At 66.2% G+C, this 14,394-nt stretch carries 10 protein-coding genes; 8 read left to right on the forward strand and 2 right to left on the reverse strand.

Annotated features, from left to right (window positions below; genetic code table 11):
- Positions 1–20 precede the first annotated feature (20 nt).
- From lepB to AC6H42_RS21900, 3 genes are read left to right on the forward strand one after another with little or no spacing between them, the layout of a single operon-like run.
- Positions 21–698 carry a signal peptidase I gene (gene lepB, locus AC6H42_RS21890; RefSeq protein WP_057153307.1) on the forward strand — a complete coding sequence of 226 codons (678 nt, stop codon included), beginning with the start codon at positions 21–23 and terminating at the stop codon, positions 696–698.
- A complete protein-coding gene (locus tag AC6H42_RS21895) occupies positions 695–1,429 on the forward strand; it encodes an ABC transporter ATP-binding protein (RefSeq protein WP_057153306.1) in 735 nt (244 codons plus the stop codon). Before lepB ends, AC6H42_RS21895 begins: the two co-directional genes overlap by 4 nt.
- On the forward strand, positions 1,426–3,909 hold the full coding sequence (locus AC6H42_RS21900; RefSeq protein WP_497548926.1) for a CPBP family intramembrane glutamic endopeptidase: 2,484 nt from the start codon (positions 1,426–1,428) through the stop codon (positions 3,907–3,909). Before AC6H42_RS21895 ends, AC6H42_RS21900 begins: the two co-directional genes overlap by 4 nt.
- Before the next feature lie 15 nt (positions 3,910–3,924).
- Here the strand turns inward: AC6H42_RS21900 and AC6H42_RS21905 are convergent, their stop codons facing one another.
- A complete protein-coding gene (locus tag AC6H42_RS21905; protein WP_056398725.1) occupies positions 3,925–4,731 on the reverse strand; it encodes an NAD-dependent epimerase/dehydratase family protein in 807 nt (268 codons plus the stop codon).
- A gap of 58 nt (positions 4,732–4,789) precedes the next feature.
- A complete protein-coding gene (garD, locus tag AC6H42_RS21910; RefSeq protein WP_057153304.1) occupies positions 4,790–6,352 on the reverse strand; it encodes a galactarate dehydratase in 1,563 nt (520 codons plus the stop codon).
- Positions 6,353–6,484: 132 nt separating this feature from the next.
- Here garD and AC6H42_RS21915 point away from each other — a divergent pair, with 132 nt between their 5' ends.
- The 5 genes from AC6H42_RS21915 to AC6H42_RS21935 all read left to right on the forward strand — a co-directional run bounded on the left by AC6H42_RS21915 (position 6,485) and on the right by AC6H42_RS21935 (position 14,327).
- Complete coding sequence (locus tag AC6H42_RS21915; protein ID WP_057153303.1) at positions 6,485–7,189, forward strand: FadR/GntR family transcriptional regulator; 705 nt, start codon at positions 6,485–6,487, stop codon at positions 7,187–7,189.
- Positions 7,190–7,378: 189 nt separating this feature from the next.
- Entirely contained in the window at positions 7,379–10,069 is a 2,691-nt protein-coding gene (locus AC6H42_RS21920) for a TonB-dependent receptor (RefSeq protein ID WP_057153302.1), read from the forward strand.
- A 16-nt stretch (positions 10,070–10,085) separates the two neighbouring features.
- Positions 10,086–10,961, forward strand: a complete 876-nt coding sequence (locus AC6H42_RS21925) for a rhamnogalacturonan acetylesterase (RefSeq protein ID WP_497548927.1) — start codon at positions 10,086–10,088, stop codon at positions 10,959–10,961.
- Positions 10,958–12,457, forward strand: coding sequence for a pectinesterase family protein (locus tag AC6H42_RS21930; RefSeq protein ID WP_082551512.1), 1,500 nt, complete (start codon positions 10,958–10,960; stop codon positions 12,455–12,457). Before AC6H42_RS21925 ends, AC6H42_RS21930 begins: the two co-directional genes overlap by 4 nt.
- Positions 12,458–12,467: 10 nt before the next feature.
- Positions 12,468–14,327, forward strand: a complete 1,860-nt coding sequence (locus tag AC6H42_RS21935) for a glycoside hydrolase family 28 protein (protein ID WP_157200796.1) — start codon at positions 12,468–12,470, stop codon at positions 14,325–14,327.
- Positions 14,328–14,394 lie beyond the last annotated feature (67 nt).

A 14,394-nucleotide genomic window follows, 5' to 3' on the forward strand; every position in this document is an offset into this window, starting at 1 on the left:
AACCACTCCGGAGAACAAAGATGAAAAGCTGGCTGCGCGCGAACAAGGGCTTCATCGCCTTCCTGATGCTGTTTGGCCTGTTCCGCACCGCCGTCGCGGACTGGAACCCCATCCCCTCCGGATCCATGCACCCCAACCTGCTGGAAGGCGACGTGGTGTTCGTCAACCGCCTCGCGTTCGACCTGAAGGTGCCGCTGACGGACGTGGTAGTGGCACACCTGGGCGAGCCGCGGCGCGGCGACATTGTCACCTTCTCCTCGCCGCTGGACAAGACCCGCCTGATCAAGCGCGTCATCGGCCTGCCCGGCGACACCATCGCCATGAAGAAGGACCAGCTCATCATCAACGGCCAGGCCGCAGGCTACAGCATGCCGGCCGAAGCCGTGGAGGCGATCGAGCATGTCGGCAAGCTGCAGGCGCTGCAGCTGACCGAGAAATCCGGCGCCAGCGAACGCCGCATCCAGCTGCTGCCGCAAGTGACCAGCAGCATGCGCGACTTCGGCCCCATGACCATCCCTGCCGACAGCTACCTGATGCTGGGCGATAACCGCAACAACAGCAAGGACTCGCGCTACATTGGCCTGGTGCCGCGCGAAATGCTGATCGGCCGCGCCGAACGCGTGCTGGTATCGGCCGACATCGTCGGCAACTGGATGCCGCGCACCGAACGCTTCGGCATGGCGCTGGGCGGCCAATGATCGCGTTCCAGGAACTGTCGAAGTCCTACGGCGGCTTTGAAGCCGTCAAGCCGCTGTCGCTGACAGTGGCGCGCGGCGAGGTGTTCGGCTTCCTGGGCCCCAACGGCGCGGGCAAGACCACCACCATCCGCATGCTGATGGGCATACTGGTGCCCAGCGCCGGCCGGGTGCTGGTGAACGGCCTTGATTGCCATGCCGATGCGGCGGAGGTCAAGCGCCATGTCGGCTACCTGCCCGACACGCCGATTTTCTACGATTACCTGCGCGGCCGCGAGATCCTGCAATTCGTGGCCGAGATGCACGGCTACTCCCGCTCAGAAGCGGCCGGCCGCGCGCACCGCCTGCTGCGCGAACTGGGGCTGGAGGACGCCACCGAGGAATTCGCGGTGAACTATTCGCTGGGCATGAAGAAGAAGCTCGGCCTGGCCTGCGCGCTGGTGCACAACCCGAAAGTGCTGGTGCTGGACGAGCCGATCAACGGCCTCGATCCGCGCGCCGCGCGCGATGTGCAGGAGCGCCTGCTGGCGGCCGCCGCGCAAGGCACTACCATCTTCGTCTCCACCCATTTGCTGGATATGGCCGAGCGCATGTGCAGCCGCGTCGGCATCATCCATCGCGGCGCGCTGGTGGCCAGCGGCACGCTCGACGAGCTGCGCGGCGCCGCTTCGGCCGACAGCTCGCTGGAAGAAGTCTTCCTCAAGATTACCGACGAAGCCGGCGAGCCCGCATGACCGCGCCGGTGCGCTCCTCCGCCAGCGCCATCTGGCTGCTGGCCCGGCTGCGCCTGCTGCGGCTGATCAACATGACTGGCGCGCTACGCTTCGGCAAAGCCGCCAACAGCAAGAGCCGCAGCGCATCGCAGGGCAAGCGCAGCAGCCGCTGGCTGCTGGCCTTGCTGGTAGGGATGGGCATGCTGTTCAGCTTTACCCACATCGCCCGCAGCTCGGTGCTGAACCTGCACTGCAAGATCGACACGCCCGCCACCTGCGCCGCCATGGCCAGGGCGCACTCGGTGGAGAGCATGGTCGAGGCCGCAGCCGACGGTCTACACGCCGCGCACTTCAGCCCCGCGCTGGCCGCCGCCATGACGCTGATGGTGCTGCTGATGTGGCTCGTGGGTTTCCTCATGCCGCTGGGCAGCCGAGAACTGGCGCAGCAGGACTGGGACCTGGAATGGCTGGTAACGCTGCCCATCCGGCGCGGCACGCTGCTGTGGGCCAGGGTGCTGGAGCGCAGTATCGCCAACCCCGTCGGCGTGCTGGCGCTCGGGCCGCTGTGCGTGGTGCTGGCCTGGTACGGCAATTACGGCTGGGCATCGCCGCTGCTGGGTGCAGCCATGGCACTGCCGCTGCTGATGCTGGCGGCGATGATGCGCACGCTGGCCGACACGGGCCTGCGCCTGTCGCTGCCGGCCTCGCAGCTGCGCAACCTGCAGGCGCTGGCCTCCATCCTCAGCATGCCGCTGATGTACGTGGGGATTTCGTATTCCATGTGGTCCAACAATTCCTTCACGGTGGACTGGGCGCGCAGCTTCCCGGCGTGGTCATTGTGGACGCCGCCCGGCCTTGCGGTCCAGGCGCTGAGCGCGCCCAGCGCCGCCGGCGCCGGGCAGGCCGCAGCGCTGCTGCTGGCGCAGACGGCGTTGCTGCTGATGGCGGGCATGGCGCTGCTGCGCCGCCAGCTGCGCCACGGCGTGGTCGCCAGCGGCGCGCGCGAAGCCGCGACTGCCGGCGCCACAGCCAGCCGCCGCGCGCAAGCCCGCGCGGCCGCCGCCGATGCACCGAGCGCCGCGCGAAGCGCCGGCACAGATGCCGCCACAGCCGGTGCCGATGCCAATGCACCAGCGCCGGCGCCCTCCCCCGCTTCCCGCTGGCGCATCGGCACCATCCTGCAGCGGCGCGAACTGATGCTGCTGGGCCGCGACCGCAACTTCCTGGCCCAAAGCCTGCTGATCCCGGTGGTCATCATTGTCAGCCAGCTGCTGGTCAGCGGCCAGCTGTCGAGCATCACCCTGCTCGGCCAGAACCAGCAGCTGATGGCAGTGATCGCCTTCGGTATCGGCAGCTACGTGCTGCTGCTGTCCGCTTTCCAGGCCATCAACAACGAGGGCAACGCGCTGTGGATGCTGTACACCTTCCCGCGCCGGATCGACAGCATGCTCAAGGAAAAAGCCCAGCTGTGGACCGCGCTGGCCGCGCTGTATCCGCTGCTGATCTTCGCCACCGGCCTGTATTTCACGCCGGACTTCAACTGGCGGCTGCTGTGGTGGGTGGCGGTCGTCATGGCCGGTATCCCGGTGTATGCGCTGATCGCCGTCTCGCTGGGCGTATTCGCCAGCGACCCGCATGCCCAGGAAACCCAGGCGCGCGTGCGGCCCACCTACGCCTACCTGTACATGATGCTGTCCAGCCTCTACATCTTCGGCCTGTACGCCAGCACCTGGCTGCAGACGGTTGCCATCATGATCCTGACCGCCTCGCTCGCGCTGGCCTTGTGGCAGAAAGCGCGCGACGAACTGCCCTACCTGCTCGACCCGGCCGCTGCGCCGCCCGCGCGGGTGGCCCTGTCGGACGGCCTGATCGCCGCCACGCTGTTCTTCGTGCTGCAGCTGATGATCGGGTTGGTGCTGCGCGGCGGCAGCCTTGGTGGCAGCGGCGGCGGCCTGCAAAGCGGCGTACTCGCCTTCGCCTGCGCCGGCGCCATCGTGTACCTGCTGATGCGCTACCTGTACTGGCGCCACAAGACCACCGGCGTCCCGGCAGTGCTGAACGCACGCCACCGCCAGGGCATGGCAAGCGCCGCCGGCCATGCGGCCACCGCCAGCCTGGCAGGGGCCGCAGCCGCCTGCGCCTTTGGCGCCGCTTACCTGTGGCTGCTGCGCGACACGCCCTGGTGGCCACGGCACGCGCCGTCCAGCGCCACCCTGCGCCTGCTGCTGCCGCTGACCGTGCTGGCCGCGCCGCTGTTCGAGGAATTCGTCTTCAGGGGATTGATCTTCGGTGGCCTGCGCCGCATGGCCGGCGCGCTGCCGGCTGCCCTGGGCAGCGCGGCGCTGTTCGCCATCGTGCACCCGCCGCTGGCGATGGTGCCGGTATTCGTGCTGGGACTGTGTACCGCGTGGGCGTACGAACGCAGCAAATCGCTGCTGGCGCCGATGCTGGTGCACGCCGCCTACAACGCCATGGTGCTGGGCGTGCAGGCGGCGCTGTAGGTCAGAGCTGCTGCGTCAGATGTACTGCGGACCGTCGTTGAGGAAGCCGCCGCCCTGGTAGGTGGTGGCCACATCGTCCTTGTCCGGATACACGCCGGTGTCCGGGAACAGGTGCTTGAACTGCTCCGAGCTGTCCTTCGGCTTGAAACCGATAAAGGCCGCCTTGCTGTTGTCCCACCATACGGCTTCATTGTTCGACTGGCCGTACAGGATGGCGTGGCCGACGCGCGGCGCCATCAGCGAGCAGCGCAGCGCTTCCACCAGGTCGTCGTAGCTCAGCCAGGTGCGCATCATGCGCGGGTTCTTCGGCTCGGGGAAGGAGGAACCGATGCGCAGGCACACGGTTTCAATGCCGGTGCGGTCAAAGTAGTAGCGCGCCAGCTGCTCGCCGAACACCTTGCTGATGCCGTACATGCTGTCCGGGCGGGTCGGGCTGTCGGCGTCCAGCACCTCGGTCACCTTGTGGTAGCCGATGGTGTGGTTGGAGCTGGCGAAGATGATGCGGCGGGTGCCGGCCTTGTGCGCCGCTTCATACAGGTTGTAGGTGCCCTGGATGTTGGCCGCCATGATGGCTTCGAAATTGCTCTCGGTGGAGATGCCGCCGAAATGCAGCACCGCGTCCACGCCTTCCAGCAGCGTCAGCACGGACGGCTTGTCGGACAGGTCGCAGCGGACGATTTCCTCGCCCTCGCGCGCTTCGCCCATGTCGCCGATGTCGCTCAGGCGCACCACGTCGGCCCATGGCTTGATGCGGTCGCGCAGGATTTTGCCCAGGCCGCCGGCGGCGCCGGTCAGCAGGATGCGTTTGAATGGTTTGCTCATGTAAAGTCCGTTCCTTGCAGTTGTACGATGTCGTATGATTACTATGATACTAGCAAAATCAGGTCACCGGTGCAGGATTGAACAGCACTAAAGCGTTATGCAGCTTCCACTGCTCGGCCCAGGTCTTGCGGCCGCTGGCCACTTCCAGCATCAGGTGGAACATTTCCCAGCCCACGTCCGCAATGGAGGCGTCGCCGCTGGCGATGCGGCCGGCGTTCACGTCCATCAGGTCGTGCCAGCGCGCGGCCAGCTCGTTGCGGGTGGCGACCTTGATCACCGGGACCTCGGCCAGGCCGTACGGCGTGCCGCGGCCGGTGGTGAAAATGTGCAGGTTCATGCCGGCGGCCAGTTGCAGCGTGCCGCAGATGAAATCGCTGGCCGGCGTGGCCGCGTAGATCAGGCCTTTCTGCTTGAGCTTCTCGCCCGGCGCCAGCACGCCGGAGATCGGCGCGCTGCCGCTCTTGACGATGGAGCCCATGGCTTTTTCAACGATGTTGGACAAGCCGCCCTTCTTGTTGCCCGGTGTGGTATTTGCGCTACGGTCGACGCCGCCCCGCTTCAGGTACTGGTCGTACCAGTCCATCTCGCGGATCATCGCCGCCGCCACTTCCTCGTTGACGGCGCGCGAAGTCAGCTGGTCGATACCGTCGCGCACTTCGGTCACTTCCGAGAACATCACGGTGGCGCCGGCGCGTACCAGCAGGTCGGTGGCGAATCCGACCGCCGGATTCGCAGTCACGCCGGAGAAGGCATCGCTGCCGCCGCACTGCACGCCGACCACCAGTTCCGACGCCGGCACGGTTTCGCGGCGGCGCTTGTCCAGCACCTGCAGCTGCGCGTCCGCAGTGTTCATGATGGAGGCTATCATCGACTGGAAGCCGACGTGGCCCTGGTCCTGCAGGCACACCTGCGCCGGTTCGGCGCCGCCGGCGTTCTGGATCGGGATCGAGCCTTTCGGGAACAGGCGCGCCGGCTGCAGCTTCTCGCAGCCCAGGCTGACCACCATGGCCTGACCGCCGAAGTTCGGATTCAGGCTGATATTGCGCAGCGTGCGGATCGGCACGTTGGCGTTGGGGGCGTCGATCGCCACGCCGCAGCCATAGGTATGCTCCAGGCCCACCACGTCGTCCACGTTCGGGTATTTCGGCAGCAGCTCGGCCTTGATGCGGCGCACCGCGTGCTCCACCACGCCCGCCACGCACTGCACAGTGGTGGTGATGGCCAGGATGTTGCGCGTGCCCACGCTGCCGTCCGGATTGCGGTAGCCCTGGAAGGTAAAGCCCTCCAGCGGCTCCTGCGGCGGCGGCTTCACGGTGGCGATCGGCAAGCCGGTCAGCTCGCGCGCGGCCGGCATTTCGACCTGCGCTTCAGCGATCCAGCTGCCCGCTTCGATATCCAGGGCAGCAAAACCGATAGTTACGTTGTACCGGATAATCGGGTCGCCCTTGGCGAAGGCGCGCAGCGCCACTTTGTGCCCCTGCGGCACGGCCTCGCGCAGCGTCAGCCCGTCCGGGAACACCGCGCCTGCCGGCAAGCCGCCGTCGTTGACGACAATCGCTACATTGTCGTTCTCATGCATGAGGATGTAGCGCGGGCTGTTCGCGCTCGGCTCTGTCGTCATTTCTACGTCCTTGTTGGTTACCTGCTGTCCAATTCAGTATGGCAGAGAAAAAAAAATTTGGCTAGTCCAGATTGATTATTTGGTCAGACCACCTTAGAATGGTCTGACCAAACGAACGCAGCGGGACACACCTTGATCCAGAAAAAAACCGCCTTGACGCCGGAAGCTGCCAGCCACGAGCCGCGCCTGTACCGGGTTGTGGCGGACCGCATCCAGCAACTGATCGCCAGCGAGGGCATCGCCGCCGGCCAGCGCCTGCCGTCCGAGCGCGACCTGGCCACCAAACTCAATGTCAGCCGGGCCTCGCTGCGCGAAGCGCTGATCGCGCTCGACCTGGGCGGCGTGATCGAAGTGCGCGGCGGTTCCGGCGTATACGTGAGCGAGCCGCCCGAGGCTGAGGTGACGCTGCCGGAAGGCGGCCCGGGACCGTTCGAGGTGCTGGCCGCGCGCCGCATGATCGAGGCCGAAATTGCCGCCATCGCCGCGCGCGTGGCCACCCCGGCCGACGTCGACGCGATCCTGAAGGCGGTGGAACAGATGGAAGCCAGCCACGCCAACAAGGCCAGCAACGAACTGGCCGACCGCGCCTTCCACCTGGCCATTGCGCGCGCCACCGGCAACAGCGCCCTGGTGGGCGGCCTGGACTACCTGTGGAACCAGCGCGGCCGCCTGTGGCACAAGCTGAAAGAGCATTTCCAGACCGAAGAACTGCGGCAGGAAACGCTGAAAGACCACCGCCGCATCCTGGAAGCGATCGCCGCCGGCGATGCCGCCGGCGCCAGGAAAGCCATGCGCTCGCACCTCGAGCGCGTGACCCGCACCTTCTCGAGGGGGTAGGTCCGGAAAGTCAGCACGCACGCATGGCCCGCACAGACGCCCCGCAGAGGGTGGCGCCCCCACAAATACAGTTATCAACCGCCTGCGAGCTCGGTTGCGCCTCGCCGCGCAGCCCTCCTCGCAGCGGCACGGAGTACGCGAGGTGCTCCACCGCATACCTTCATTTGAATTATCAGGAGACAAAGCTTCATGAACACAATCGACAAAGCGCAGCCGCGCCTGCTGCTCTCGTCCATCGCCCTGGCCGTGCTGACGCTGATGAACAGCGCCACCGCGCAGGAAATGCAACGCGTGGAAGTCACCGGTTCCAGCATCAAGCGCCTGGCCACGGAAGCGGCGTTGCCGGTATCGACCATCAAGGCTGAAGAATTCGCGGAACGCGGCATGACCACCCTGGCCGACGTGATGATGGCATTGCCGCAATCGGCATCGCTGGCGCCGTCGAACGCCGGCTCGGGCACCAATATCAACCTGCGCGGCCTGGGCGTAAACCGCACCCTGGTGCTGCTGAACGGCCGCCGCCTGGCCAACGAAGCCATCTCCGACGGCTACGCCAACCTGGACGTGATCCCCATGAGCGCCCTGTCGCGCGTGGAAGTGCTGCGCGACGGCGCCTCCTCCATCTACGGCTCGGACGCCATCGGCGGCGTGGTCAACTTCATCACCAAGCGCGACTTCGAGGGCGCCTCGGTCACCGCGCAATACATCCAGCCCGAGAAAGACGGCGGCGGCGACGAGCAGCGCCTCACGCTCACCGTCGGCAAAGGCAGCCTGGCCAAGGACGGCTGGAACGTCTACGCCACCGTGGACGCGCACCGCCGCAGCCGCCTGGCGCAGCGCGACCGCGCCGACCTGAGCTCGGCCGAACTGCTGACCAGCATCGGCCGCGCGCCGACCCTGGGCAGCGGCGGCAACGCCATGCCCGCCAACTTCACCACCGCCACCAACAAGACCGCGCAAAACCCGTACTTCGCGTCCGGCTGCGTGGCGCCCTACTCCATCATCGGCGGCAAGAACACCTGCATCCTGAACAACCAGGAATACGGCACCGCGCTGCACGAGAACGAGCAGATCACCTTCTACGCGCGCGGCACCAGGCGCTTCAACGAAGACCACACGCTGAGCATCGACTACATGCGCGGCCAGGAATTCATCCGCTCGGCGCGCAACCCCACCAACGCGGTGGCGGTCAACGGCGTCAACGCCATCCTGCCTTCCACGAGCAAATGGTATCCGGGCGGCGCCGGCGGCGTGCCTGCGGTGGCCGGACTGAAAGGCGAGCCGCTGACGGTGACCTGGGCCGTGGCCGACTACGGCGTGGCGGTGCAAAAGGACAAGCAGGTCAACCAGCGCATCGCCGTGGCGGACGAGAACCGCTTCGGCGAGTGGGATGTGCGCAGCGGCCTGGTGATCGGCTGGAGCGACCGCGAGAACTACTACGACAACGGCTTCTTCACCGGCCAGGGCCTGCTGGACGGCCTGAAATCCGGCGCCCTGAATCCGTTCGGCCTGCAGGACCAGGCCGGCCTGACGTACCTGAAATCGATCTCGGTGGACGGCCAGAAGAACCGCGACTCGCGTTCCACCTTCACCGGCGTGGACGTGAACGCCAGCCGCACCCTGATGGAACTGCCGGGCGGCTCGATGGCGCTGGCCATCGGCGCCGACATCCACCGCGACACCACGCGCGACGACAAGCTGGCCATCCAGAACTCGGTGACCTACCTGAACTCGACCGCCTCCCACGGCGAGGGCGCGCGCAACGTGTACGCGGCATTCGCCGAACTGGACGTGCCGCTGACCAAGAAACTGAACGTCAACCTGGCCGTGCGCGACGACTACTTCAGCGACTTCGGCAACACCTTCAACCCGAAAGCCAGCTTCCGCTACGAGCCGTCGAAACAGCTGATGTTCCGCGGCTCGGCCAACACCGGCTTCCGCGCGCCGACCCTGTTCGACGCCTACGGCTACCGCCTGCCCGGCGCCACCGGCAAGACCTCCGCCAAGTGGGACGACCCGCTGCTGTGCCCGGGCGGCAAACCAGGCGTGGCCGGCACCGGCACCGCGCTGGCGGGCTTCGTGGCGTCCGAAGTGTGCAACGTGGCGCTGCCCAAGCAAGTGGGCTCGAACGCCGACCTGCAGCCTGAAAAATCGCGCGGTTACACGCTGGGCTTCGTGGTGGAACCGGTCAAGTCGCTGACGCTGTCGTTCGACTACTGGAACATCCGCATGAAGGACATGCTGGCCAACCTGCCGGAGCAGGTCTACTTCCTCGATCCAGTCAAGTACGACGCGCTGATCGTGCGCAATCCCGACCGCACCATCAACTATATCAAGAACGTGACGATGAACCTGGGCGGCCAGAAAGCGGCCGGTATCGACGTGTCGGCGACGTACGACTTCCCGCGCAACGACTACGGCAACTTCAAGGTGCAGCTGGACGGCACCTACCTGACCCAGTTCGACAACCAGCTGGAAAAAGACAGCCCGTTCGTGTCGAACGTGGGCCGTTTCGGCCTGGCCAGCAACGGCACCACCAGCAGCTTCCCCATCATCACCTACCGCTGGAAGCACACGCTTAAACTGGGCTGGAGCAAGGGCGACTGGTCGGCACAGCTGACGCAGAACTACAACTCCAGCTATGAAGACCAGAATCTGGTGGCGCAGCAGTACTGGCGCGACATCGAATCCTATAAAGTGTGGAACTTGACCACGTCGTACAAAGGGTTCAAGAACATCCAGATCACCGCCGGCATCACCAACCTGCTCGACACCAATCCACCGGTGACGAACCACAGCGGTTATTCCAACGGTTACCTGAGCAGCGCGGCCAGCCCGATCGGCCGTTCGTTCAACCTGCGTGGCACCTACAACTTCTAATTTCAGGAGACAGACGATGACCGGTATTCACTACACTGGTTCCCGTCGCCACTTCGCCAGGGCCGCAGCGGCACTGGCGCTGAGCGCTGCCGCCCTTTGGGCGGCGGCGCCAGTTGCGATGGCGGCCGAGAACAAGCCCGTGCGTTTCATCCTGGTGGGCGACTCCACCATGGCCAGCAGCAGCGGCTATGGCGACGCACTGTGCGCGCGCATCAACCGCAGCGACACCTGCATCAACCTGGCCAGGGGCGGCCGCAGTTCCGGCAGCTTCCGCGCCGAAGGCCGCTGGGATGAAGTGCAAGGCCTGCTGCGCGGCTCGGCCGCCTATCGCGCCACCTATGTGCTGATCCAGTTCGGCCACAACGACCAGCCCGGCAAACCCGGACGCTCGACCGACCTGGCCACCGAATTCCCCGCCAACATGGCCCGTTACGCGCAGGAAGTGCAGGCGCTGGGCGGCGTGCCGGTGCTGGTTACCCCTTTGACGCGCCGCACCTTCAAGGAAGGGATATTGGAAAACACCCTGCAGCCGTGGGTGGACGTGATCCGCAAGGTGGCGGCCCAGGAGAACGTGCCGCTGCTGGACCTGAATGCCCGCAGCTACGCCGCAGTGCAAGCCATGGGCCAGGATGAAGCCGACACGCTGGCTGTTGTGCCGCGTCCGGCCAACTACATGGCCCCGGCCATCCTGCCAGGCGCCGCGCCTGCCGCCGGTGCGGCCGCCGCCACCACCGCTGCCGCCGCCGAGCCGCAAGGTGCGCCCAAGAGCGCCTTCGACCGCACTCACCTGGGCGCCAAGGGCGCAGCTTACTTCGCGCGCATGGTGGAGGACGAGATGAAAGCCGTCATCCCGGCAGTCGCCCGCGAATTCCGCGCCGAGGGCCAGCAATGATGCGCCGGGCGATGCTGGCCGCCACGCTGGCCGCCACGCTGGCTGGCGCCCCGGCGGCCCAGGCCCAGGCCCCCGCCGCCGACAGCAGCACCGCCGCGCGCGCCACGGCCAGCACCGGCACCGCCCGCCCGCAACTGAGCGCCGCCCGGGCGGCGCACTACAGCTACAGCGAGGTGCTGAAATACGCCGGCCCAGCCGGCAGCGAGCGCGCCGATCCCTGGGATCCGCTGGCCGACCCGCTGGCCAAGGGCGCCTCATTTGTACCCACCTACGTCGTCGACGCCGCCGCCAAGCCCGACGGCGTCAAGACTTTCAACACCGTGCAGGCCGCCGTCAGCCGCGCCGCGGCTTCCGGCCAGCGCGAGCGCGTCTACATCCTGGTCAGACCCGGCGTGTACCAGGAGCTGGTCTACGTTCCGGCCAGCGCCACGCCGCTCACGCTGTATGGCGAAGGCTCCAGCGCTGCCGCCACGAAGATCACCGCCAGGCTGGACGCCGCAACCACCGGCGCCAGCTACACCGCCCAGTTCGGCGCGCAATTCGCCGCCGCAGATCCGGCCGTGCAAGCCATGCACGCCCTGGTGAAAGAACGCGCGGCAGCAGGCAACGGCAACATCGGCACCTTCGGCTCCATGACCATGTGGGTCAAGAGCGACGGCTTCCAGGCCCGCAACCTCACCATCGAAAACGGCTACAACAAGGATACCGGCAACGCCCGCGAAGAATGCGGCGAGCGCCCCTGCGGAAAGACCGATATCAATCCGCAGCAAAACGTGGTGCACCACCAGGCCGTGGCGCTGCAAGTGGAAGGCGCCGACAAGGTACAGTTCGAGAACATCCGCCTGATCGGCTTCCAGGACACGCTGTTCCTGCGCGCCGCCGACACCCGCGTGACGGTGCGCAGCTTCTTCAACAAGTCCTACATCGAAGGCGACGTCGACTTCATCTTCGGCGACAGCACCGCCTTCTTCCTGCAAAGCGAGATCAAATCGCTGGGCGACCGCAGCACCTCCTACGTCGGCGCACCCAACACCAACCACAAGACCCGCTACGGCCTGGTGTTCGACCAGTGCCGCTTCACGCACGACGGCTCGCCGTTCGCGCTGGCCGGCAAGTTCTACCTCGCGCGCCAATGGTTCCACAATTCGCGCTGCACGCCCTACGGCAAGGTGCCGCTGCCCGGCTACGCCTGCGTGCTGGGCGCGGCCAGCCAGTTCCGGTCACCGGCCGGCACCATCACGCCCACCGTGCTGGAAACCGTCGGCAAGATGGCCGTGCTCAATTCGCGCATCGGCGCGCACATCAACCGCACCACCCCGTGGTCCGATTGGAACCGCAACGGCACCCTGTCCTACCGCCCCGCGCAGTTCAACTCGGACGACTACTGGACCAATCTGAGAGCGGCCGGCATCGACCCTGTGAAAGAGCTCGGCTACACCCGGCAGCCTGTCCCTGCGGACAGCTACCTGGCGGAATACAACAACATTTATGAGTAAGGGAGATAGCATGAACCAGACCATCAACCAGCAACGCCGCAGCATCATGAAGGCCGCCTCCGCCACCAGCCTCGCGCTGGCAGGCGGCGCACCGGCACTGGCCGGCGCCGCCACCGCGGTGGACCCATGGGAACGCGCGGCGGACATCGTCAAGCGCCTGTCCAAGCCGCCGGTGTTCCGCAAGCAGGACTTCGATGTCACCAGATACGGCGCCGCCACCTGCAAGCTGGTCAAAGTCAAGGCATGGAAATCGTTCGAAGAACAGGACGACATGAACACCCCGGCGCCCGGTTCGAAAGACTGCTACGCCGCCTTCGCCGCCGCCATCGCCGCCTGCCACAAGGCCGGCGGCGGCCGCGTGGTCATCCCGGCCGGCAGCTGGTACTGTGCCGGTCCCATCGTACTGCTGTCGAACGTGAATGTGCACCTGAAAGCCGGCGCCCACATCTACTTCAGCAACCAGCCGTCCGACTACGCCAAGTACGGCGACTTCGACTGCGGCAAGAACGGCAAGCTGGTAATCTCGCGCTGGCAGAGCAACGACTGCCTGAACTTCTCCTCGCCGATCTACGCCTACGGCCAGGACAACATCGCCCTCACCGGCGAAGACTGGACCAGCATCATCGACGGCCAAGGAGGCGTGCCCTTCAACAGCAACGGCGACTGCTGGTGGACCTGGAAAGGCAAGACCCGCACCAAGAACTCGGTGGCGGAAAACTCGGTGCCCAACTTCGGCCCCGGCAAACTGGCTGGCAATATCGAAAACCCCGCCAACCCTGCCTCGCTGGCCGAAGTGGCGCCCAAGCTGAGCGAGGAAGAACGCCTGCATATCCAGGGCGAGGGCGGAAAATGGCGCGCCGACGAGCAGTACCTGCCGGCGCTGTCCGAAGCGGGTGTGCCGCTGGCCAAGCGCGTGTTCGGCATGGGCCACTACCTGCGTCCATCCATGGTGCACATCGTCAGCTGCACCAACGTGCTGCTGCAGGGCTACCAGGTGCAGCACACGCCGTTCTGGCAGCACCACCCGGTCCACTGCCGCAACATCGTCATCCGCAAAGTGCACGCGGTGAGCCACGGCCCGAACAGCGACGGCTTCGACCCGGAAGCGTGCGACCACGTGCTGATCGAAGGCTGCACCTTCGACGCCGGCGACGACTGCATCGCCATCAAGGCCGGCAAGAACCAGGACACGCAATTCGGCCCATCGCAGAACATCGTGATCCAGGACTGCATCATGCACAGCGGGCACGGCGCCGTCACGCTGGGCAGCGAAATGGCGGGCGGGATCCAGAACGTCTACGCGCAAAACCTGGTGTTCCAGAACGCGCACTGGAAGACCAACCCGCTCAACACCGCCATCCGCCTGAAGACCAACCTCAATCGCGGCGGCTACCTGCGCAATTTCTACGTGCGCAACATCAGCATCCCGAACGGCGTGCAGACCAGTCCGGCGTTCTACGCCTCGCTGCCGGGTTCGCCGATCCAGTCGCGCACGGTCGCCACGGCGGCCGGCGCGGTGGTGACCTTCGACTGCGACTACGCGCCGATCGCCGACACGGTGCGCACCCGTCCACCGGTGGTGGAAAACATCCACATCTCGAACGTCAAGGTGGGCAATGTGATGACCAAGGGCGGCAAGCAAGCCTCGTGCTACCAGGCCGTGGTGATATTGGGACCGGTCGCCTCCGACTACAACGGCAGCGGCCCGATGCCGGCCATTGTGCCGGTCACCAACGTCACCATCAGCGACAGCGACTTCGGCACCCCCGCCGCGCCCGACGCGCCATGGTTCCTCTACAACGTCAAAGGCCTCAAGCTGAACAACGTCACCATCGGCGACAAAGTCCACAACTCGGAATTATCCGGCTAACCTACCGCCTCTCCTACAAGCAGCCTGAGCCGCATCCCCCCCAAATCGGGGTCAGACCCCGATTTGG

The organism is Massilia sp. NBRC 108631, assembly GCF_059704565.1.

Bases quoted from the DNA above. Each gene is read 5' to 3' on its own strand.
- lepB (WP_057153307.1), top strand. From the start codon at position 21: ATGAAAAGCTGGCTGCGCGCGAACAAGGGCTTCATCGCCTTCCTGATG.
- AC6H42_RS21895 (WP_057153306.1), top strand. From the start codon at position 695: ATGATCGCGTTCCAGGAACTGTCGAAGTCCTACGGCGGCTTTGAAGCC.
- AC6H42_RS21900 (WP_497548926.1), top strand. From the start codon at position 1,426: ATGACCGCGCCGGTGCGCTCCTCCGCCAGCGCCATCTGGCTGCTGGCC.
- AC6H42_RS21905 (WP_056398725.1), bottom strand. From the start codon at position 4,731: ATGAGCAAACCATTCAAACGCATCCTGCTGACCGGCGCCGCCGGCGGC.
- garD (WP_057153304.1), bottom strand. From the start codon at position 6,352: ATGACGACAGAGCCGAGCGCGAACAGCCCGCGCTACATCCTCATGCAT.
- AC6H42_RS21920 (WP_057153302.1), top strand. From the start codon at position 7,379: ATGAACACAATCGACAAAGCGCAGCCGCGCCTGCTGCTCTCGTCCATC.
- AC6H42_RS21925 (WP_497548927.1), top strand. From the start codon at position 10,086: ATGACCGGTATTCACTACACTGGTTCCCGTCGCCACTTCGCCAGGGCC.
- AC6H42_RS21930 (WP_082551512.1), top strand. From the start codon at position 10,958: ATGATGCGCCGGGCGATGCTGGCCGCCACGCTGGCCGCCACGCTGGCT.
- AC6H42_RS21935 (WP_157200796.1), top strand. From the start codon at position 12,468: ATGAACCAGACCATCAACCAGCAACGCCGCAGCATCATGAAGGCCGCC.